At 71.3% G+C, this 19,064-nt stretch carries 18 protein-coding genes; 12 read left to right on the top strand and 6 right to left on the bottom strand.

Annotated features, from left to right (window positions below; all coding sequences use genetic code 11):
- Positions 1–226 precede the first annotated feature (226 nt).
- Together rho and FGE12_RS20975 are read left to right on the top strand one after the other, a co-directional pair.
- Positions 227–1,828, top strand: coding sequence for a transcription termination factor Rho (rho, locus tag FGE12_RS20980; protein ID WP_153868309.1), 1,602 nt, complete (start codon positions 227–229; stop codon positions 1,826–1,828).
- 14 nt (positions 1,829–1,842) lie between these two features.
- A complete protein-coding gene (locus tag FGE12_RS20975) occupies positions 1,843–2,460 on the top strand; it encodes a TIGR02265 family protein (RefSeq protein WP_153868308.1) in 618 nt (205 codons plus the stop codon).
- On the opposite strand, the gene FGE12_RS20970 is transcribed toward FGE12_RS20975, so the two are convergent.
- A complete protein-coding gene (locus FGE12_RS20970) occupies positions 2,457–2,981 on the bottom strand; it encodes a hypothetical protein (protein WP_153868307.1) in 525 nt (174 codons plus the stop codon). The two genes, FGE12_RS20975 and FGE12_RS20970, sit on opposite strands and share 4 nt — an antisense overlap.
- A gap of 94 nt (positions 2,982–3,075) precedes the next feature.
- Here FGE12_RS20970 and FGE12_RS20965 point away from each other — a divergent pair, with 94 nt between their 5' ends.
- Positions 3,076–3,828, top strand: coding sequence for a tetratricopeptide repeat protein (locus FGE12_RS20965; protein WP_194798122.1), 753 nt, complete (start codon positions 3,076–3,078; stop codon positions 3,826–3,828).
- On the opposite strand, the gene FGE12_RS20960 is transcribed toward FGE12_RS20965, so the two are convergent.
- A complete protein-coding gene (locus FGE12_RS20960) occupies positions 3,825–4,928 on the bottom strand; it encodes a 2-oxoglutarate and iron-dependent oxygenase domain-containing protein (protein WP_153868305.1) in 1,104 nt (367 codons plus the stop codon). The two genes, FGE12_RS20965 and FGE12_RS20960, sit on opposite strands and share 4 nt — an antisense overlap.
- An 86-nt stretch (positions 4,929–5,014) precedes the next feature.
- A complete protein-coding gene (locus FGE12_RS30075; RefSeq protein WP_194798121.1) occupies positions 5,015–5,377 on the bottom strand; it encodes a response regulator in 363 nt (120 codons plus the stop codon).
- A gap of 327 nt (positions 5,378–5,704) precedes the next feature.
- Between FGE12_RS30075 and FGE12_RS20950 the strand changes: the two genes are divergently transcribed.
- The 3 genes from FGE12_RS20950 to FGE12_RS20940 all read left to right on the top strand — a co-directional run bounded on the left by FGE12_RS20950 (position 5,705) and on the right by FGE12_RS20940 (position 8,809).
- A complete protein-coding gene (locus FGE12_RS20950; protein ID WP_153868303.1) occupies positions 5,705–7,795 on the top strand; it encodes a sodium-translocating pyrophosphatase in 2,091 nt (696 codons plus the stop codon).
- A 227-nt stretch (positions 7,796–8,022) separates the two neighbouring features.
- Positions 8,023–8,220, top strand: a complete 198-nt coding sequence (locus FGE12_RS20945; protein ID WP_153868302.1) for a hypothetical protein — start codon at positions 8,023–8,025, stop codon at positions 8,218–8,220.
- A 196-nt stretch (positions 8,221–8,416) separates the two neighbouring features.
- Positions 8,417–8,809, top strand: coding sequence for a hypothetical protein (locus FGE12_RS20940; RefSeq protein ID WP_153868301.1), 393 nt, complete (start codon positions 8,417–8,419; stop codon positions 8,807–8,809).
- Positions 8,810–8,874: 65 nt separating this feature from the next.
- Here the strand turns inward: FGE12_RS20940 and FGE12_RS20935 are convergent, their stop codons facing one another.
- Genes FGE12_RS20935 through sctL form a run of 3 tightly spaced genes read right to left on the bottom strand, consistent with a single transcriptional unit; the run spans position 8,875 to position 11,291 of the window.
- The gene (locus tag FGE12_RS20935; RefSeq protein WP_153868300.1) at positions 8,875–9,363 is read right to left on the bottom strand and encodes a flagellar assembly protein FliH; all 489 of its coding nucleotides are present in this window, start codon (positions 9,361–9,363) and stop codon (positions 8,875–8,877) included.
- The gene (gene sctN, locus FGE12_RS20930; RefSeq protein WP_153868299.1) at positions 9,360–10,673 is read right to left on the bottom strand and encodes a type III secretion system ATPase SctN; all 1,314 of its coding nucleotides are present in this window, start codon (positions 10,671–10,673) and stop codon (positions 9,360–9,362) included. Before sctN ends, FGE12_RS20935 begins: the two co-directional genes overlap by 4 nt.
- 3 nt (positions 10,674–10,676) lie before the next feature.
- The gene (gene sctL / locus FGE12_RS20925) at positions 10,677–11,291 is read right to left on the bottom strand and encodes a type III secretion system stator protein SctL (RefSeq protein WP_194798120.1); all 615 of its coding nucleotides are present in this window, start codon (positions 11,289–11,291) and stop codon (positions 10,677–10,679) included.
- Positions 11,292–11,477: 186 nt separating this feature from the next.
- Between sctL and FGE12_RS20920 the strand changes: the two genes are divergently transcribed.
- The 6 genes from FGE12_RS20920 to FGE12_RS20895 all read left to right on the top strand — a co-directional run bounded on the left by FGE12_RS20920 (position 11,478) and on the right by FGE12_RS20895 (position 19,061).
- On the top strand, positions 11,478–12,227 hold the full coding sequence (locus FGE12_RS20920; RefSeq protein WP_153868297.1) for a hypothetical protein: 750 nt from the start codon (positions 11,478–11,480) through the stop codon (positions 12,225–12,227).
- A gap of 248 nt (positions 12,228–12,475) precedes the next feature.
- The gene (locus FGE12_RS20915; RefSeq protein WP_153868296.1) at positions 12,476–13,201 is read left to right on the top strand and encodes an ABC transporter ATP-binding protein; all 726 of its coding nucleotides are present in this window, start codon (positions 12,476–12,478) and stop codon (positions 13,199–13,201) included.
- Positions 13,201–15,321 (top strand): ABC transporter permease, encoded by a 2,121-nt coding sequence (locus tag FGE12_RS20910; protein ID WP_153868295.1) that lies wholly within the window; start codon positions 13,201–13,203, stop codon positions 15,319–15,321. The genes FGE12_RS20915 and FGE12_RS20910 overlap by 1 nt, the downstream gene beginning before the upstream one ends.
- A gap of 4 nt (positions 15,322–15,325) precedes the next feature.
- Entirely contained in the window at positions 15,326–16,627 is a 1,302-nt protein-coding gene (locus tag FGE12_RS20905; protein ID WP_153868294.1) for an FtsX-like permease family protein, read from the top strand.
- A 14-nt stretch (positions 16,628–16,641) separates the two neighbouring features.
- The gene (locus FGE12_RS20900; protein WP_153868293.1) at positions 16,642–17,448 is read left to right on the top strand and encodes an outer membrane lipoprotein-sorting protein; all 807 of its coding nucleotides are present in this window, start codon (positions 16,642–16,644) and stop codon (positions 17,446–17,448) included.
- Positions 17,445–19,061 carry a hypothetical protein gene (locus FGE12_RS20895; RefSeq protein ID WP_153868292.1) on the top strand — a complete coding sequence of 539 codons (1,617 nt, stop codon included), beginning with the start codon at positions 17,445–17,447 and terminating at the stop codon, positions 19,059–19,061. Before FGE12_RS20900 ends, FGE12_RS20895 begins: the two co-directional genes overlap by 4 nt.
- Positions 19,062–19,064 lie beyond the last annotated feature (3 nt).

The following is a 19,064-nucleotide window of genomic DNA, read 5'->3' as shown; positions in this document are numbered from 1 at the left end:
GGACGGGGCGGAAAAAAGGCTCGGCGCGCGGGGCGCCGTGTGAGTATTCTTCCCCTGCCCACCCGGGTGGCCCCAGGCCCCCGGGAGGCATCAGGAGGCCGGTGGTTTCGGTCGAGAGGCACGGGACTCGAACAGAGGCCCGGCCCCGAAGACCCCGCGGCAGGCCCCCTGCCCCACAGCATCGCGCGACCCTGGACCCCTTCCGGGCGCCTGCCTACGGAATCCCATGAGCGAGAACTCCGACAACCGCGATCCCAACGATCTCCCCCCGCCCCAGGCCGTGCGGCCTGAAGGGAGCTCCGGCGTCAGCGCCGGCGCCGACGACGAGGGCGACGACGAGGGGGACGAGGGCCCCGACGAGGGCGAGGGCTCGGGCGCAGCGCCCGGCCAGGGTGGCGCACCGGGTCAGCCGGGCGCGCCGGGCACGGGCCGCCGCCGCCGTCGCCGCCGCCGGCGGCGTGGCGCGCAGGTGCTCTTCACGCCCGAGGGCCAGGCCTACCGCATGACCGCGGGCCCGGACGGGCAGCAGGTGCAGGTGTTCCTCACCCCGCAGGAGCTCGAGCAGTACCAGCAGCGCCTCGCCCAGCAGCAGCAACAGCAGGCGCAGCAGGGCCAGCAGCAGCAGCAGCAGCAGGGGCGCCCCCAGCACCCGCACGGCGGAGGCCAGCAGCAGCAGCAGCGTGGCCACGGCGGAGGCCATCCGCAGCAACAGCAGCAGCGCGGCGAGGCGAACCTCACCGCAGTGGAGGGCGTGCTGGACACCGAGGCCAAGGGGCCCAACGCCTTCCTGCGCCAGGTGAAGAAGAACCTGCTGCCTGCGCCGGACGACGCGGAGCTCCCGAAGAACCTGGTGCAGAAGCTGCGGCTGCGCACCGGGCAGTTCATCCAGGCGCAGGCGCAGATGCGCGGCAACAAGGGCCTGGTGCAGCGGGTGGACTCGGTGGACGGGCGCCCGCCCGAGCAGGCCGCGCGCCTGCCGCACTTCGGCGACCTCACCTCCATCGACCCGGTGGAGCGCATCAAGCTGGAGAACGGCCACAAGGAGTACGTGACGCGCGTGCTGGATCTCATCGCGCCGCTGGGCAAGGGCCAGCGCGGCCTCATCGTCGCCCCGCCCAAGACGGGCAAGACGATCATGCTCCAGCGCATCGCGCAGGCGGTGCTCACCAACCATCCGGAGATGCACGTGATGGTGGTGCTCATCGACGAGCGCCCGGAGGAGGTCACCGACATGCGCCGCAGCATCAAGGCGGAGGTGCTCGCCTCGAGCTCGGACCGCAACACCGCGGACCACCTGCGCGTGGCGGAGATCGCCATCGAGCGCGCCCGCCGGCTCGTGGAGAGCGGCAAGGACGTGCTCGTGCTGCTGGACTCCATCACCCGCCTCGCGCGCGCCTACAACAAGGAGGGCGACAGCTCGGGCCGCACGATGACCGGCGGCGTGGACAGCCGCGCGCTCGAGCGCCCCAAGCGCCTGTTCGGCGCGGCGCGCGCCACCGAGGAGGCCGGCACGCTCACCATCATCGGCACCGCGCTCATCGACACCGGCAGCCGCATGGACGAGGTCATCTTCGAGGAGTTCAAGGGCACCGGTAACTCCGAGGTCACCCTGGACCGCCTGCTGGCCGAGAAGCGCATCTTCCCGGCCATCAACGTGCCCCAGTCCGGCACGCGCAAGGAGGAGAAGCTCTTCACCCACAAGGAGTACGAGAAGGTGAAGAAGCTGCGCGGGATGCTCTTCAGCGTGAAGCCGGTGGAGGCGATGGAGGCCCTGGTCAAGCGCCTCAGCCGCTACACCTACAACGACGAGTTCCTCGACGAGCTCTAGGCTCGCGCAGCTCCATGCCCGGCCTCCCGCCCCTGCCCGCCGCCCTCGAGAAGGACCTCGCCGGGCGGCTCGCCCTGGCGAGGCCCGCGGACCAGGCGCGCGGCATGTTCTTCAACAGCGTGCTGGACGCGGTGGGGGAGCTGCCGGACGGCGCGGCGCTGCGCGAGCAGTGCCGGCTGCTCGCGGGCGGCAAGCGCTTCGTGGACGTGCTGAACTACCCCATCGCGGACTTCCTGCGCATGGTGTTCCCCGCGGCGCTGCTGTGCGCCGGGCGCGACGGCAGCGTGGAGGCCGCCTTCGACGGCTTCGGTCAGCGCGCCATCGGCGCCTTCCTCGGCTCTCCCATGGGCAAGGTGCTGCTGATGGTCGCCGGCCGCGACGTGCGCACGGTGATGCAGAACGCGCCGTCCGCGTACGCGACGGCCGTCACCTATGGCGAGCGCACGCTGGTGTGGCCCGAGCCCACCCACTGCGTGATGGCCATGCGCCGCGACTTCATGCCGCCCGCCTACCACGTCGGGCTGTTGCGCCAGACGCTCGAGACGCTGGCCAGTACACGCGTGCAGGTGGAGGGCTGGACCACCGGCCCCCTGGACACCACCTACGACATGCGCTGGGACCCGGCCCGCTAGAACCAGGTCGCCATCCCGAGGCTGAAGGTGAGCGAGGTCTGCAGCGGCTCGTTGAGGCGCAGGTAGAAGTTGTACTGCGCCCGCGCCCCCACGCTGGTGCTCTCGCCCACGAAGAGGTCCAGGCCGACGTTCGGCCCCACGCCTCCGTACTGCAGCGTCTGCGCGGGCGCGAAGACCATCAGGTAGCTCAGGTCCGCGCCCACGTAGGGCCGCACCGTCTCCTCGGAGAAGAGGTAGCGCAGGCCCAGGCTCGGGGCCACGCCCACCACGCGCTTTCCCGTGACGTGCTCGCGCGGCAGCGTGAGCTTGGTGAGCGAGACCAGCTCGAAGCCCGCGTCCAGGTAGTAGCTGCCCTCGAGCCCCAGGAAGAGCCCCGGCTCCAGCTGCGCCTCTCCCGCGCTCGGCTCGGCAAAGCGCATGTAGCCGGCGGACAGCCCCAGGCTGTGGTTCGCGTACTGGGCGTGGGCCGGCGCGGCAGCGAGCGCGCAGAGCAGGCCGGAGACGAGGAGAGCGAGGCGCATGGTGGCGCGCACTCTAGATGCAACCGGGTGGCGCGGAGTCGGTCAAAGCGCGGATTGCTGGACCCGTCCCGCGCCCCCTACACTCCCGCGCTCCATGGCCCTGCCCCGCTCCGCCGCGCTGCTCCTGCCCCTGCTCGCCCTCGCGTGCGCCCCGGCGCAGAGGCCCCATCCGAACGCCGCCCTCCACCGGGACCGTTGCGCGCACGAGCTCGCGCAGGGCGACCTGGTGAAGGCCGAGGCCGAGTGCGACCTGGGCCTCGAGTACTCGCCGAAGGACGGCGACCTCTGGGTGAACAAGGGGCTCATCGCGCTGAAGGACGGGCGCAAGCAGGACGCCAAGGCCGCGTTCGTGCGCGCCATCCGCTTCAACCAGGAGCAGCTGCAGGCCTACCAGAACCTCGGGGTGCTCTACTTCGAGGAGGGTGCCTATTCGAAGGCCGCCGAGAGCTTCACGCGCGCCCTGAAGGTGGACCCCGCCTTCAACGAGGCCCGCTTCAACCTGGGGCTCGCGTACATGCGCCTGGCCGAGAAGGACGCCGACTACCGGCGCCGCGCGCGCGCCGAGCTCCACAAGATCCTCGCCGTGAACCCGGAGCTCTCCGACGCCCACCACGCGCTGGGCGAGCTCGCGTTCGGCGAGCAGGACCTACAGGCCGCGGCGGCCGAGTTCCGCACCGCCGTGCAGCTCTCCCCCGAGCACGCCACCGCCTGGCACGACCTGGGCGTCACCCTGCTGCAGCTGCGGCAGTACCCGCAGGCCACCGAGGCCTTCCAGGAGTGCATCGCGCACGCCGGGGACCCGTCCTGCGCGCAGGGCCTGGAGGCGGCCCGGCGCGCGGGGAACTAGGCGTAGGGATTGTAGGTGCGGGCGAAGGTGGCCTTCGCGAAGTCGCCGAAGGTCATGCCGGGCTCGAAGGCGCCCACGCGCACCTCGCGCTCGGGGGTGCCCTCGGGGGCGCGCATGCGCACGTCGTTGTCCGGCTGCATGAACACCGCGAAGGTGGCGCGCGAGATGTTGCGGCTCGCCGGGTACGCGAGCGCCTGCACGGCGTGCGGGGTCGCGCGCAGCAGGCCGCCGGTGGTGATCTGCGAGCTCTCGCCGATCTGGAACGCGATGCAGTCGCGCGGGATGATCACCTTGCGCTCCTGCCCGCCGCGGGTGCGCACGTAGAGCCCCGCCTCGGGGTCCGGCAGCGCGATGTCCGAGCGGGAGGGCTGCAGCGCGCCCGGCTCCGCCTCGAAGTACATGGCCGGGCACAGCGCCGTGAGCGAGCCGTGGTCGCTGTGCCAGCCGCACCAGGAGTCGCGGGTGCGCGGGGTCGCGTCCTCGTTGATGGCGAAGTAGTAGAGCAGCCGCGCCTTGCACGCCCGCGACTCGCGCACGAGCCGCGCGAGCCGCAGGTCGTCCGGGAAGCGCTCCCCGAGCCGCGCCGCCACGTAGCGGTCGCACTGCTCGGCGACGAGCATCCCCACGTCCACCATGCGCTGGCCCAGCGCCATGAACGCGGGGCGCAGCCGGGGGAAGTCCTCGCCGGAGGGCCACACGTTGGGGTGGTAGTTCTCCGGGTACTTGCGCACGAGCTCGGCGTCCTGGCTCGGCACGTCGTACTGGGGGTTGTTGTAGTAGGAGCCCTTGAACTCGTCGAACTGGCCGGGCTTGAGCAGCTCCTTGCCGTGGCTCCAGCCGAAGGAGTAGCTGCTCTGCGGGTGCACGTAGCGGTCCTTCACCGCCGTGGGCAGCGCCGCGAACTCGAAGCCCAGCGGCAGGAGCCCCTGGCGCAGCTCGGCGAAGCCCGGCACCCCGCGCACCACCAGCAGCCCGATGCCCTCGGCGCCGTAGGCCTGCGCGATCTGCTCGCTCAGGTCGGCTCCGCCGGCAAGCGCCGCGTAGTCCAGCGTGACGACGGCGTCCTGCGCCCCTGCACTCTGCGTCCCTGCCCTGCTCATCCGGATGCACCTCTCCTCGCCCGGCGCGGCCATCACGGCCTCGCGCGGGGCGCGGCAGTATAGCGGGGCTCGGGCCCCTCGCGCGCTCAGGCGGGCAGGAAGGGGTCCACCGCGCTCATCAGCGCCTGCACCGTGAGGGGCTTGCGCAGGAAGGCGTTGGCCCCGGCCGCGCTCGCGCGCGCCTCCAGCGCGGGATCGGTGTTGGCGGTCATCATCACCAGCGGCGTGTCCCGCCGGCCGCTGTGGCGCACCGCCTCGGTGAAGGCGACCCCGTCCATGGAGGGCATGTTGAAGTCGCTGAGCACCAGGTCCACCGACTGCGAGGCCAGCAGCGAGAGCGCCTCGACGCCCGTCGCGGCGTCGAGGAACTGAACCCGGCGGTTCATCAGGTAGATCTTGATCAGCGAGCGGATGGTGGCGCTGTCATCCACGACGAGCACGGTCTTCACGGGAGTCCTCGGAGGGGCAGCGGTAGACGGCATCACTGTAAACTTCTGCCAGGCCTGCACAATGTAGGTGCTCCAGATTCCTGGCGAACCGGGGCCGGGGCGGCGCGCTTCACGCGCAGCGGCGGCGAAGCGCACGGGCGGCATGGGCTCAGAAGCGACCGCCTGCCGGCGCGCAGGCTCTCTCTCGCGCGCGCCTTTCCCGCCGGATGAGATCCGTTCACGACCGGGCTCCCCACATGGCCGGAATTCCCGTATAGGGCCCCGCCACATCGTGAGGAAGGAGAGCGGAGCGGTGGGAAGGCCCCCGGCGCCGCTCTGGAGAAATCAATGGAGTTCTCGAGTCTCGATTCGAATTTCTGGACGGTCGCGCCCGCGGTGATCGGTGCGGTCGGGCTGCTCTTCGCTGCGTTCTTCTACTTCCGCGTCAAGGCGCTGCCGGACGGGAACGAGACCATGAACCGCATCGCGGGCTACATCCGCGAGGGCGCGATGGCGTTCCTGGTGCGCGAGTACAAGGTGCTCGCGGTGTACTGCGCCGTGGTGGCCGTGCTCATCGGGCTCGCGCTGGGCTGGACGGCGAGCCTGTGCTTCGTGCTGGGCGCCTTCCTCTCGCTGCTCGCGGGCTACATCGGCATGAAGGCCGCGACCTTCGCCAACGTGCGCACGGCGCAGGCGGCGCGCGGCGGCTCCAAGCCCAACGCGCTGCTGGTGGCGCTGGACGGCGGCGCGGTGATGGGGCTCGCGGTCGCGGGCCTGGGCCTGCTCGGGATGGGCGCGGTGTACTACGCCTTCCGCAGCAGCGAGCACCTCTCCCCCATCCTGCACTCCTTCGCGGTGGGCGCGAGCTCCATCGCGCTCTTCGCGCGCGTGGGCGGCGGCATCTACACCAAGGCCGCGGACGTGGGCTCGGACATCGCGGGCAAGGTGATCGAGAACATCCCCGAGGACGACCCGCGCAACCCCGGCGTCATCGCGGACAACGTGGGCGACAACGTGGGTGACGTGGCCGGCATGGGCGCGGACATCTACGAGTCCATGGTCGCGGCGATCGTGGCGGCGATGGCGATTGCCCTCACCGCGAACTCCGAGCAGCTCTCGCGCCTCGCGCTCGAGGGCGCGTCGTCGGATGCCTCGCTGGGCGGCGCGCGGGTGGCCGGCGTGGTGCTCCCGCTGGTGCTCTCGGCGGTGGGCCTGGTGGTCAGCCTGCTGAGCATCTTCATCGCGCGCGCGCTGAAGAAGATGAACCCCGCGCAGGTGCTGCGCAGCGCGCTGATCATGCCCCCGGTCATCCTGGTGCTGCTCTCGTTCGTGATGATGAACCTGTTCGGCCTCTCGCAGGCCATCACGGTGGCGCTCGCGGCGGGCGCCTTCGGCGGCGCGATCATCGGCCTGGTGACGGACTACTACACCTCGGCGAAGCCGGTGCAGCGCATCGCGGAGGCGTCCATCACGGGCGCCGGCACCAACCTCATCCGCGGCCTCGCGGTGGGCATGGAGAGCGTGGGCATCTCCATGGCCACCATCGCGCTGGTGGCGTACATCGCGGACCGCGCGCTGGGCCTGTACGGCATCGCGCTCTCGGCGGTGGGCATGCTGGGCGGCACGGCGGTGGTGATGACGGTGGACGCGTACGGCCCCATCTCCGACAACGCGGGCGGCATCAGCGAGATGTCCGGCCTCGGCCCCGAGGTGCGCGCCATCACGGACGAGCTGGACGCGGTGGGCAACACCACGGCGGCCATCGGCAAGGGCTTCGCCATCGGCTCGGCGACCCTCACGGTCATCGCGCTGTTCTCGGCGTTCAACCTCGAGGTGAACCACGTGCGCGTGGCGGCGGGCATGGAGAAGATCCAGCTGCTGCTCACCGAGCCGCGCGTCATCGTGGGCCTGCTGCTCGGCTCCATCCTGCCCTTCATGGTGGGCGCCTCCACGATGCTCGCGGTGGGCAAGGCCGCGGGCGCCATCGTCGAGGAGATCGGCCGCCAGTTCCGCGAGATCCCCGGCCTGATGGAGCTCAAGGCGGACCCCGACCCGAAGAAGATCGTGGACATCGCGACCAAGGGCGCGCTGCGCGAGATGATCTTCCCGGGCCTCGTGGCCGTGGTGGCCCCGCCGCTGGTGGGCTACATCCTGGGCCCCGCGGCGCTCGCGGGCCTGCTGGCGGGCGCGCTCGTGGTGGGCGCCACCATGGCGCTCTACATGGCGAACGCCGGCGGCGCCTGGGACAACGCCAAGAAGTACATCGAGAAGGGCAAGCTGCCCGGCCACGCGAAGGGCTCGCACGTGCACAAGGCCGCCGTGGTCGGCGACATGGTCGGTGACCCGTTCAAGGACACCTCGGGCCCGGGCGTGGCCATCCTCATCAAGGTGATGAGCGTGGTGTCCCTGCTCGTCGCCTCGCTCATCGCGCTGCGCTAGTCCGCGCGCACGCGCTCCACCGCAGCTCCCACGCGCCGATGACGCAGCACGCCAGGCGCCTGCCCACCCAGCCGGGGGCAGGCGCCGGCCTGCGTCCTCGGCGCGTGCTACATTGCGGGTGTTCCGCGACCGTCTGCGCGGCTGGCACCCGCCCTCCGCGCGCGGCGCACCGGCTCCCTCCGGTGTGAGGGAGGAATGTCACCGCTGTCCCGACAGTGAGGCGTCCCATGCTCCTCGAGCTCTCCCCGCAGCAGGTCCAGCTCCTCCACGCGTGCCTCGCCGAGAGTATCGAGGACCTGCACGACGAGGTCCTCCACACCGACGGGCACGAGATGCGCGCGGAGCTGCGCGAGCAGCTGCACCAGCTGCAGGGCATCCAGCGCCAGGTGGAGAGCCTCCTGCCGCGCGAGCAGGTACCGGCGTAGGGCCTGCGGGGCCTGAGGACGGGGCCCGGGGGCTCGCGCCGAGCGCGCGAGCCCTGCCCGGCTGCTCAGCAGGCGGGTTGCGGGCGCGCAGGTGAATAACCCAACGGTGCGCCTCATCTCCGCGAGGACAGGCGGCTGCGCAGGGGCCGGGCGGCCCTAGATTTCCGCGCAGTCACCCCTCACGGAGGAAACCCCGATGCGCAAAGTCACGTCGATGCTGTTGGGTTGCATTCTCGCCGTCACCGGCTGTGCCGCCGCGAAGACCGCGGAGCAGTCGGCCAAGTCTGGCAGCGGCAGCGCGCCAGACGCGAAGGAGCGGCTGGTCTCCACGGCGAGCACCGCCGCCACGTGGGATCACATCCTCGAGGGCCCTGCCACGCTCACGGCCGTGCGCCAGAGCTGCAAGGAGGGCTCTCTGACCATGTACGTGAGCACCACGGCCGTCTGTCCGGGCACGAAGCCCTCGGGGGCGAAGGACGCGTCCCACTCCAACCAGTTCTCGCTCAAGGCCGGCGAGCACCTGTGCGCCGCCGTGGGCGGTGGCTCGGGTCCCTGCACCCTGATGTACCAGCAGAGCAAGGAGCAGTAGTCCGGGCGGTGCAGCCGGGGGCCCGAGCGCGCTCGCGCCGGGCCTCCGGAGCGGGCTCCAGGAGGCTACGGGCGGCGGCGCGCGAGGAAGAGGGCGCTGCCCACCTCCTCCTGCGCCTGCTCCTCGCGCGCCTCGCGCGCGCGGCGCCGCTCGAGCTCCCAGCGCTCGCGGTGCCGCTGCAGCACCTCGTGCTCGCGCGCCGCCTCGGCGAGCGCCTCGCGCCGGGCCTCGAGGGCCTGCTGCGCCTGCGCCACCGCCTCGCGCTGCCGCTGCAGGGCCTGCACCTGGACGGCCTCCTCCGAAGCGAGCTGCCGCAGGTAGCCGTTCATCGCCGAGAGCGCGCCGGCGTCCGCGCCCCCGGCGAGGGCCTGCGCGTGCTGCGCCTCCACCCGCCGCGCGCGCGCCTCCCTCGCGCGCTCGAGCGCCTCGGAGAGCTCGCGCTCGCGCGCCTCCTGGAGCGCGAGCGCGCGCACGGCCTCGGCGAGCGCGCGCTCGGCCTCGCCCTGCGCCCCCTCGCGCAGCTCGAGCAGGGTCTGCAGCGGGTAGGCGCTCACGGCTCGGGGAACAGCGTGCGCAGCGCGCGCACCGTCTCCTCGAAGGGCACGCTCGCGTGGGTGTCCTGCTTCAGGAAGGTGAGCAGCGCGTCGTGCACGTCGATGGCGGCGTCCGTGCGCGGGTCGCTGCCCCTGCGGTAGGCCCCCAGCAGGATGAGGTCGCGCTGGCGCTCGTAGGTGGCGAGCGACTCGCGCAGCCGGCCGGCCGCGCGCCGGTGCTCGGGCGAGACGATGCCGTTCATCACCCGGCTGAGGCTCGCCAGCACGTCGATGGCGGGCCACTGGTTGCGCTCGGCCAGCGTGCGGCTGAGCACCAGGTGGCCATCGAGGATGCCGCGCACCTCGTCCGCGATGGGCTCCTCCATGTCCCCGCCCGCCACGAGGCAGGTGTAGAGGGCCGTGCAGCGGCCGCGGGCACTGTTGCCGGTGCGCTCGAGCAGGCGCGGCAGCAGGGAGAACACGCTGGGCGGATAGCCCTGGCGCGCCGGGGGCTCGCCCACCGCGAGGCCGATCTCGCGCTGCGCGCGCGCGAGCCGCGTCACCGTGTCCAGCATGAAGAGCACGTTGCCGCCGCGCTCGCGGAAGTACTCGGCGATGGCGGTGGCCACGAAGGCCGCGCGCAGGCGCACGAGCGCGGGCTGGTCGCTGGTGGCGCACACCACCACGCTGCGCCGCAGCCCTTCCTCGCCCAGCGCATCCTCGATGAACTCGCGCACCTCGCGGCCGCGCTCGCCGATGAGCGCGATGACGTTGAGCTGCGAGCCCGCGTTGCGCGCGATCTGCCCCATCAGCGTGCTCTTGCCCACGCCGGAGCCCGCGAAGAGCCCCACGCGCTGGCCCTCGCCCACGCTGAGCAGCCCGTCGATGGCGCGCACCCCCAGGGGCAGCGGCCGCTCGATGCGCAGGCGGGTGAAGGGGTCCGGGCAGTCACGGTCCACGGACCAGGGGGTGAGCCCCTCCGGCAGGGGCCGCCCGTCGATGGGCTCCCCCACTCCGTCCAGCACCCGCCCGAGCAGCGCGTCCCCGCAGAGGATGGACAGCGGGCGGCCCGTGGGCAGCACCTCGCAGTCGGGGCCCAGGCCCGCGAGCTCGCCCAGGGGCATGAGCATCACCTCGTCCCCCTGGAAGCCCACCACCTCCGCGCGCACGCGGGCGCGCTCGCGGCCCTGCACGTACACGAGCTCGCCCACGCGCACGCCGGGCACGCGCGCCTTCACCACCAGCCCGGTGAGCTCCGTCACCCGGCCGCGCGCGCGCAGCAGCGGCGCGCTCTGCACCAGGGCGTGGTAGCGCGAGAGATCCAGTCCCATGGCCTAGCGCGCGCCCTCGGGCAGCAGCACCCGCTCGAGCATCTGCAGCTGGGTGTCCAGCTGCGCATCCAGCGTGCCGGAGTCCGTCTCCAGGATGCACCCCACCCGCTGCACCGAGGGGTCCTCCTTCAGCGTCACGTCCACGCCGGGCGCGAGCCGGGCGAGCAGCTCGGGGCGGCGCTGGCGCAGCTCGGCCGCCGCGTCCGGGTGCACGCGCAGCACCACCGCGCGCTCGCCGCGCAGCTGCGCGAGCGCGCTCGCGCACAGGTCCACCAGCAGCTCCGGCGAGCGCTCCACGTCGCGCCCGAGCAGCCGGGCGGCGATGCGCAGCGCGAGCGCCACCGCGTCCTGCTCGGTTCGCGCCAGCAGCGCCGCGGCCTCGGCGCGCGCGCGCAGCCGCTCCTCGGTCACCTGCGCGAGCCCCTCCTGCCGGCCCTGGGCGCGCGCCTCGGCGAGCACGGCCTCGCGCTCGCGCTGGGCCTGGGCGAGCAGCTGCTCGCGCTCGCGCCGCGCCTCCTCGAGCAGCGCCTGCGCCGCCTGGTGCGCGTCGTAGACCTCGGCGCTCACCACGCCGCCGCGCCCGCTGCCCTCTGCCTTGATGACCTTGCCCGATGCCACGGCCGCCCCTCCTGCGTCCCGCGCGGGCTCCCGCCAGCGCTCGGCTGTCCGGATGCTACCGCGAACGCGCCCGGCGGGGCCCATTCCCGGAGGCTCCCCTGCTCCACGGGGCGCGGGGCGGGCGATACGTATCACCCGCTCGCGCCGTCCCTACCTTTGACGCTGGTCCCTTCCAGGAGGAGCTCCATGTCGAAGAAACTCATCGGTCTGCTCGCCTCGGTCGCGCTCATGGGCTCTGGCCTCTCGCTCGCCCAGAGCGGGAGCAGTACGGCGCCGCCCCAGACCGGCACGGGCACGAGCGCCGGGCAGAGCAGCAGCAGCACGACGCAGGGTGACACTGCACAGGGCACCGGCGGGAGCGGGAGCAACACGGCCAGCGCCACCGGCGGCGAGCTCACCGGCCGCATCGTGAAGGTGGACGGCAAGACCATCCACGTGGAGCACATGGGGGCGATCGTCCCGCTCAAGACGGACAAGCACACCCGCTTCACCGACGCGAACCTCACCCAGGCCAAGGACCTCAAGGAGGGCCAGGAGATCCGCGCGAGCTTCCAGGTGAAGAAGACCGAGAACGTGGCGCAGACCATCTCCGTCACCAGCAGCTCGGCCAACGGCAGCGGCACGGGCGGCGCGGGCAGCAACAGCCCCGCGGCCAACCCGCCCGCCACGCCCGCCCCCACCCCGGGCCCGGGCAGCGGCAGCAGCGGCACCGGCAGCGACATGGGCGGCACCGGCGGCAGCGGCAGCAGCACCAGCGACACGGCCGGCTCGGACGGCTCGGGCAGCACCATGGACGGCACGGGCGGCAGCGGCAGCGACACGCGCGGCACCGGCGGCAACACGACGAAGGACAGCGCCACCGAGCCGGGCCCGGACAAGGGCACCTCGCCCGAGGGCAACACGGGCTCGAGCAGCAAGCCTCCCTCGGACTACTAGCTTCCACCCTCACGGCAGCAGGCAGTCCTCCGTGCCCGCGCGCCTCGTACCCCCGTACGAGACCCGCGGGCACCGTTGCATCCGTCCGTCACGTGCGCGTGCCGCCGTCGAGAGCGCCTCCGTGGAGAAGTGTGAAGGCGGGGATTCGGAATTGACGCCGCGCGCAGGCGCCCATTAAGTCGCGCCGCGATCCGGTCGCGCGTCGGGGGCAGGCCGTACTCTGGAGCCCCCCTGAAAGGTCCCCGTCCATGCCCCCCATCGTGTCCATCTCCGGCGTCACCAAGGTCTACCACCTGGGCAAGACGGAGGTCCCCGCGCTGCGCGGCGTCACGCTCGACGTGCAGCACGGCGAGTTCATCTCCATCGCGGGGCCCTCGGGCTCGGGCAAGACCACGCTGCTCAACCTCATCGGGTGCGTGGACACCGCGACCGAGGGCGTGGTGCAGGTGGACGGTCAGGACACGAAGCAGCTCACCGAGCGCCAGCTCACGAACCTGCGCCTGCACACGCTGGGCTTCATCTTCCAGAGCTTCAACCTGGTCTCGGTGCTCAGCGTGTTCCAGAACGTGGAGTTCCCGCTGCTCCTGCAGCGCAAGCTCAACGCGGCCGAGCGGCGCGAGCGCGTGATGGGGCTGCTCGAGCAGGTGGGGCTCGCGAACCACGCGAAGCACCGGCCCAACGAGCTGTCGGGCGGCCAGCGCCAGCGCGTGGCGGTGGCGCGCGCGCTGGTGACGCGGCCCAAGATCGTGCTCGCGGACGAGCCCACGGCGAACCTGGACTCGGTGACGGGCCAGAACATCATCGACCTGATGAAGGCGATGAACGAGAAGGACGGCACCACCTTCATCTTCTCCACCCACGACGCCAAGGTGATGACCCACGCGAACGCGGTGGTGCTGCTGGCGGACGGGAAGATCGTGAACCGGGTGACCCCCGCCGAGGCGGGCGTGGCGCTGGCCGCAGGGGGGCACTGATGGGTCAGCTCGCGCTGCTCCTGCAGGTCGCGCTGCGCAACCTGTTCAAGAGCAAGATCAACCTGGTCATCGGCTTCGTCATCCTGCTGGGCACCTGCCTGGTGGTGGTGGGCGGCGCGCTGCTGGACAGCATGGACAGCGCCATGAGCCGCAGCATCATCGGCTCGGTGGCAGGCCACCTGCAGGTCTACTCCGCGCAGAGCAAGGACGAGCTCGCGCTGTACGGGCAGATGGGCGGCGAGGCGGACCTCGCGGCCATCGACAGCTTCACCCGCATCAAGAAGGTGCTCGAGCAGGACCCGAACGTGGCCACCGTGGTGCCCATGGGGACCAGCGGCGCGCTGATCACCTCGGGCAACACCATCGACCTGACGCTGGCGCGGCTGCGCGAGCTGTACAACCGGCGCCAGAGCCAGGGCGAGACGCCGGAGCTGCGCGCGCAGATCGACAGCCTGAAGGCGCACGTGCGCCAGATGGTGCAGCTGCTGCTCGCGGACCAGAAGAACCTGCGCACGCTCACGCGCGAGGAGTCCATCGACCCGGAGAACACGAAGGCGCTCGAGCGCGCGCTGAGCGAGGACTTCTGGGCGGGCTTCGAGCGCGCCCCCTTCGACGCGCTGGAGTTCCTCGAGAACCGCATCGCGCCGCAGGCCGCCGACGGGGACCTGCTCTACATCCGCTACGTGGGCACGGACCTGGACGCGTTCCAGAAGACCTTCGACCGCATGGAGGTCGTGGACGGCCAGCCCGTGCCCCCGGGGCACCGCGGCCTGCTGCTCTCCAAGTTCTTCTACGAGGACCAGCTGAAGCTCAAGACGGCGCGGCGCCTGGACCAGATCCAGGAGGCGCGCACGCTGAACAAGAAGACCATCGCGAAGGACCCGCAGCTGCAGCGCTGGGTGAAGGAGAACACGAGCCAGACGCGCGAGATCCTCTACCAGCTGGACCCCATCAAGACCCGCACCGCCACCGAGCGGCTGCAGAAGCTGCTGGGAAGCCAGGAGCAGGACCTGGGCAAGCTGCTCGCCCGCTTCCTCGAGACGGACGACCAGAACTTCGACCAGCGCTACCAGCAGTTCTACGCCGAGCTCGCCCCGCTGCTGGACCTCTACCGCATCCGCATGGGGGACAGCCTCACCATCACCGCGTTCACCCGCACGGGCTACGTGCAGAGCGTGAACGTGAAGATCTACGGCACCTACCAGTTCAAGGGGCTGGAGAAGAGCGCGCTCGCGGGCGGCCTGAGCCTCATGGACCTGGTCTCCTTCCGCGAGCTGTACGGCTACCTCACGGACGAGAAGAAGGCCGAGATCTCCGAGATGAAGAAGGCGAGCGGCGCCAAGGCGGTGGACCGCGCGAAGGCCGAGGACGAGCTGTTCGGCTCGGACAGCGGCAGCACGCTCGTGGCCGAGGCGACGCCGGGGCTCATCGACGAGGGCAGCTCGCTGGGAGGCCCCCCGGGCTCCAACACGCGCGCGCTGCGCAACGAGGACCTGGCCAAGCGCGTGTACTCGCGCGACGAGATCGAGAACGGCGTGGTGCTCAACGCCGCGGTGATGCTCAAGGACCCGTCCAAGCTGCAGGAGTCCCTGCGCGCATTGCAGGCCCGCGCCGATGCGGCCGGCCTCAAGCTCAAGGTGGTGTCCTGGCAGCAGGCCAGCGGGCTCATCGGCCAGTTCGTGCTGGTGGCGAAGCTGGTGCTCTACTTCGCGGTGCTGATCATCTTCGTGGTGGCGCTGGTCATCATCAACAACGCCATGATGATGGCCACGCTGCAGCGTGCGCGCGAGGTGGGCACGCTCAGGGCCATCGGCGCCCAGCGCGGCTTCGTGCTCGCCATGGTGCTGGTGGAGACGCTCACGCTGGGGCTGCTCTTCGGCGGCAGCGGGGCGCTGCTGGGCTCGGGGGTGGTGCTGTGGCTGCGGCACGTGGGCATCCCCGCCCCCAACGAGGCGCTCTACTTCTTCTTCTCCGGCCCCCGGCTCTTCCCCTTCCTGAGCGCGAGCAACATCGTCGCCGCGTTCGTGATCGTGCTGGTGGTCTCGGCGCTGTCCACCCTCTACCCCGCGTTCCTCGCGACGCGGGTCTCGCCCCTCAAGGCGATGCAGACGGACGAGTGAGCCCATGTTCCAACTGCTGATCATCGCCCTGAGAAACCTCGGCACCCACCGCCGCCGCACCCTCTTGCTCGGAGGTGCCATCGCGGGCGTCACCGCCCTGCTGGTGGTGCTGATGGGGCTGGGCAACGGCATGCGCGCGACCATGCTCGAGAGCGCCACCACCCTGATGACCGGCCACGTGAACGTGGGCGGCTTCTACAAGGTGACGGCCGGCCAGTCCTCGCCCGTGGTGGTGGGCTACCCCAAGCTGATGGCGCTCATCCGCCAGGAGGTGCCGGAGCTGGACTACGCGGTGCAGCGCGGGCGCGGCTGGGCCAAGGCGGTGAGCGACACCGGCAGCCTGCAGGTGGGCATGGGCGGCATCGACGTGGACAAGGAGCCGGGCTTCCGCAAGGTCATCCAGGTGCGCGAGGGCCGCCTGGACGACCTCGCGCAGGACGGCACCGTGCTGCTCTTCGAGGAGCAGGCGAAGAAGCTCGAGGTGAAGGTGGGCGACACGCTCACGCTCTCCGCGCCCACCCTGCGCGGGGTGAACAACACCCTGGACGTGCGGGTGGCGGCGATTGCCGCGAACGTGGGGCTGATGAGCTCGTTCAACATCTTCGTGCCCAGCAGCACGCTGCGCACGCTGTACCAGCTCAAGGACGACTCCACCGGCGCGCTGATGCTCTACCTCAAGGACATGGACGACATCCCGCGCGTGCAGGCGCGGCTGCGCGAGGAGCTGCCCAAGGCCGGCTACCAGGTGATGGACAACGACCCCAAGGCCTTCTGGATGAAGTTCGAGACGGTGAACCGCGAGGGCTGGACGGGGCAGAAGCTGGACATCACCAACTGGGAGGACGAGATCTCCTTCATCAAGTGGACCCTCACCGCGCTGGACGCGCTCACCGGCGCGCTCATCTTCGTGCTGCTGGTGATCATCGCGGTGGGCGTGATGAACACGCTGTGGATCGCCATCCGCGAGCGCACCCGGGAGATCGGCACGCTGAGGGCCATCGGCATGCAGCGCAGCCGCGTGCTGGTGATGTTCCTGCTCGAGGCGCTGTCCCTGGGCCTGCTCAGCACGCTCGTGGGCGCGGTCATCGGCCTGGGCATCTGCGGCCTGGTGAACCTGTGGGACGTCTCGGTGCCGCTGGGGGTGCAGCTGTTGATCATGTCCGAGAAGCTGCACCTGGCGGTCGTGCCCGCCTCGGTCGCGCGCAGCGTGCTCTTCATCACCCTGTGCACCACGCTGATCAGCCTCATCCCCTCCTTCCTCGCCGCCCGGATGAAGCCGGTCACGGCGATGCACCACATCGGTTGAGGACTCCGAGCACCATGCGCTCCTACGGCAATGCCCTGAAGACCCCGAAGCTGCCCCTGCTCGCCGCGGTGATGGCCGTGTGCCTGCTCGCGCCCCTGGCCGCGCACGCGCTGGACGACGCGCAGATGCTGCAGCTGCTCAAGACCATCGACGACCGGCAGCGCAACAGCGGCGACTACCGCTCGCTCGTGTACCTGGAGCAGAAAGAGAAGGACAAGCTCGACACGGCGCGCGAGGCGCTGGTCTTCCGCCGCGACGCGGACGACAAGCTGATGATTCTCTTCACCAAGCCCAAGGGCGAGAGCGGCAAGGGCTACCTGCGCCTGGACAAGAACCTCTGGAGCTACGATCCCAACGTGGGCAAGTGGGAGCGGCGCACCGAGCGCGAGCGCATCGCGGGCACGGACAGCCGGCGCGCGGACTTCGACGAGAGCCGGCTCGCCGAGGAGTACACGCCCAAGTTCGAGGGCGACGGCACCCTGGGCAAGTTCAAGGTGCACATGCTCACGCTCAGCGCGAAGCCGGGCATCGACGTGGCCTACCCCGTGGTGAAGCTGTGGGTGGACGCGGACACGAGCAACGTGCTCAAGCGCCAGGAGTTCGCGCTGAGCGGGCGGCTGCTGCGCACGGCGTACTACCCGAAGTGGCAGAAGCTCTACAGCGAGTCGAAGAAGGCGGACGTGTGGTACCCGCAGGAGATGCGCTTCTTCGACGAGGTGGAGAAGGCCAACAGCACCATCGTGCTGATCAAGACCGTGGACCTGCGCCCGCTCGAGGCCAACATCTTCACTAAGGCCTGGCTCGAGAGTAAGAGCCGATGAGCCCCCTGCGCCCTGCCCTGCTGCTGGCGGCGCTGCTCGCGCTGCCCGCAGCCGCCCAGAGCCGGCCGGACGAGGACGCGCTGTTCGGGGGCCCCTCGGCGCCCGATGCGGGCACGCCCCTGGCCGCGCAGCCGCAGGCCCCGGCGCAGGCTCCCGCCTCGCCCGCGGACGCGGGAACGCCCGAGCGGCCTTCAGAAGACAGCCTCTTCGGCGGAGGCCAGGAGCCGGAGGCGAAGCCCACGCCCGCTCCCAACGCCAAGCCGGACCAGCCTCCCAATGTGGACGAGAGCGGGCGCGAGAAGCGCCGCGACGAGGAGGCGCTGAGTGGGCCCACCGGGCCCAACACCTTCGAGACCGAGGAGACGGCGGACGACCCGCTCAAGCTGGGCGGCTTCTTCTACCTGCGCGCGGAGATGCGCGGCGTGGAGGGGGCCTCCTTCGGCGAGACACCCATCGCCGCGCCCACGCTGGTGGACGGCTACTTCGATGCGCGCCCCACGGACCGCATCCGCGGCTTCGTGGCGCCCCGCCTCACCTTCGACTCCACGAACGCGCGCACCACCGCCTCGAGCGGGGTCATCACGACCGCGGGAGCCCCCACCACGGCCCAGGCGCAGGTGGCCCTGGATCAGGCGTGGCTGCGCTTCGACATCGCGCGCAAGGTGTTCCTCACGCTCGGCAAGCAGCACGTGAAGTGGGGCACGGGCCGCTTCTGGAACCCCACCGACTTTCTCACCCCGCAGCGGCTGGATCCGCTCGCCGTGTTCGACGCCCGCACGGGCGCCTCCATGGTGAAGCTGCACGTGCCCTGGGAGGCGAAGGGCTGGAACTTCTACGCCATCGGGCTCTTGGACAACGCGGGGCCCGCGAGCACCGTGAACCAGGTGGGCGGCGCGCTGCGCGCCGAGATCGTGCTGGGGCCCGCGGAGCTGGGGGTGAGCGGCGTGCTGCAGCGCACGCGCCGGCCGCGCCTGGGGCTGGACGTCTCGTCCGCGGTGGGCCCCTTCGACGTATACGGCGAGCTCGCGCTCAAGACGCGCTCGGACGCGGACGTGTACAACGTGCCCGAGGGCACCACGCTCCAGGACGTCCTCGAGGACCCGGCACTCGTGGACGGCCACCGGCCCCACGGGCTCACGCCCCAGGGCACCGTGGGGGCGAGCTACGACTTCGCCTACACCGACACCGACCAGGCCACGGTGGGCGTGGAGTACTTCTACAACGCCACCGGCTACCCCAGTGAGGACGTCTACCCGCTGCTCATCTTCAAGAACCAGTTCACGCCCTTCTACCTGGGGCGGCACTACGCGGGCATCTACCTGGTGCTGCTCGCCCCGGGGAAGCTGGAGGACAGCACCTTCACGCTCTCCACGCTGGGCAACCTCTCGGACCGCTCGTACATCAGCCGGCTGGACATGACCCAGCGCGTGCTGCGCTACCTCTCGGTCAACGCCTTCGCGGCCTACAGCTACGGGACCCGGGGCGGAGAGTTCCGCTTCGCACTGGACCCGGACACCATCCCGCTGAACCCGGCCGACCTCAGCAAAGGCTTCGTACCGCCCATCCCCGCGCCCACCGTGCAGGTGGGCATGGGGTTACGCATCAGCATCTAGCTG

The sequence above is a fragment of the Aggregicoccus sp. 17bor-14 genome, assembly GCF_009659535.1.
In the GTDB taxonomy this organism is placed as follows: Bacteria; Myxococcota; Myxococcia; order Myxococcales; family Myxococcaceae; genus Aggregicoccus.
This window is presented reverse-complemented; position numbering and strand designations above follow the sequence as displayed.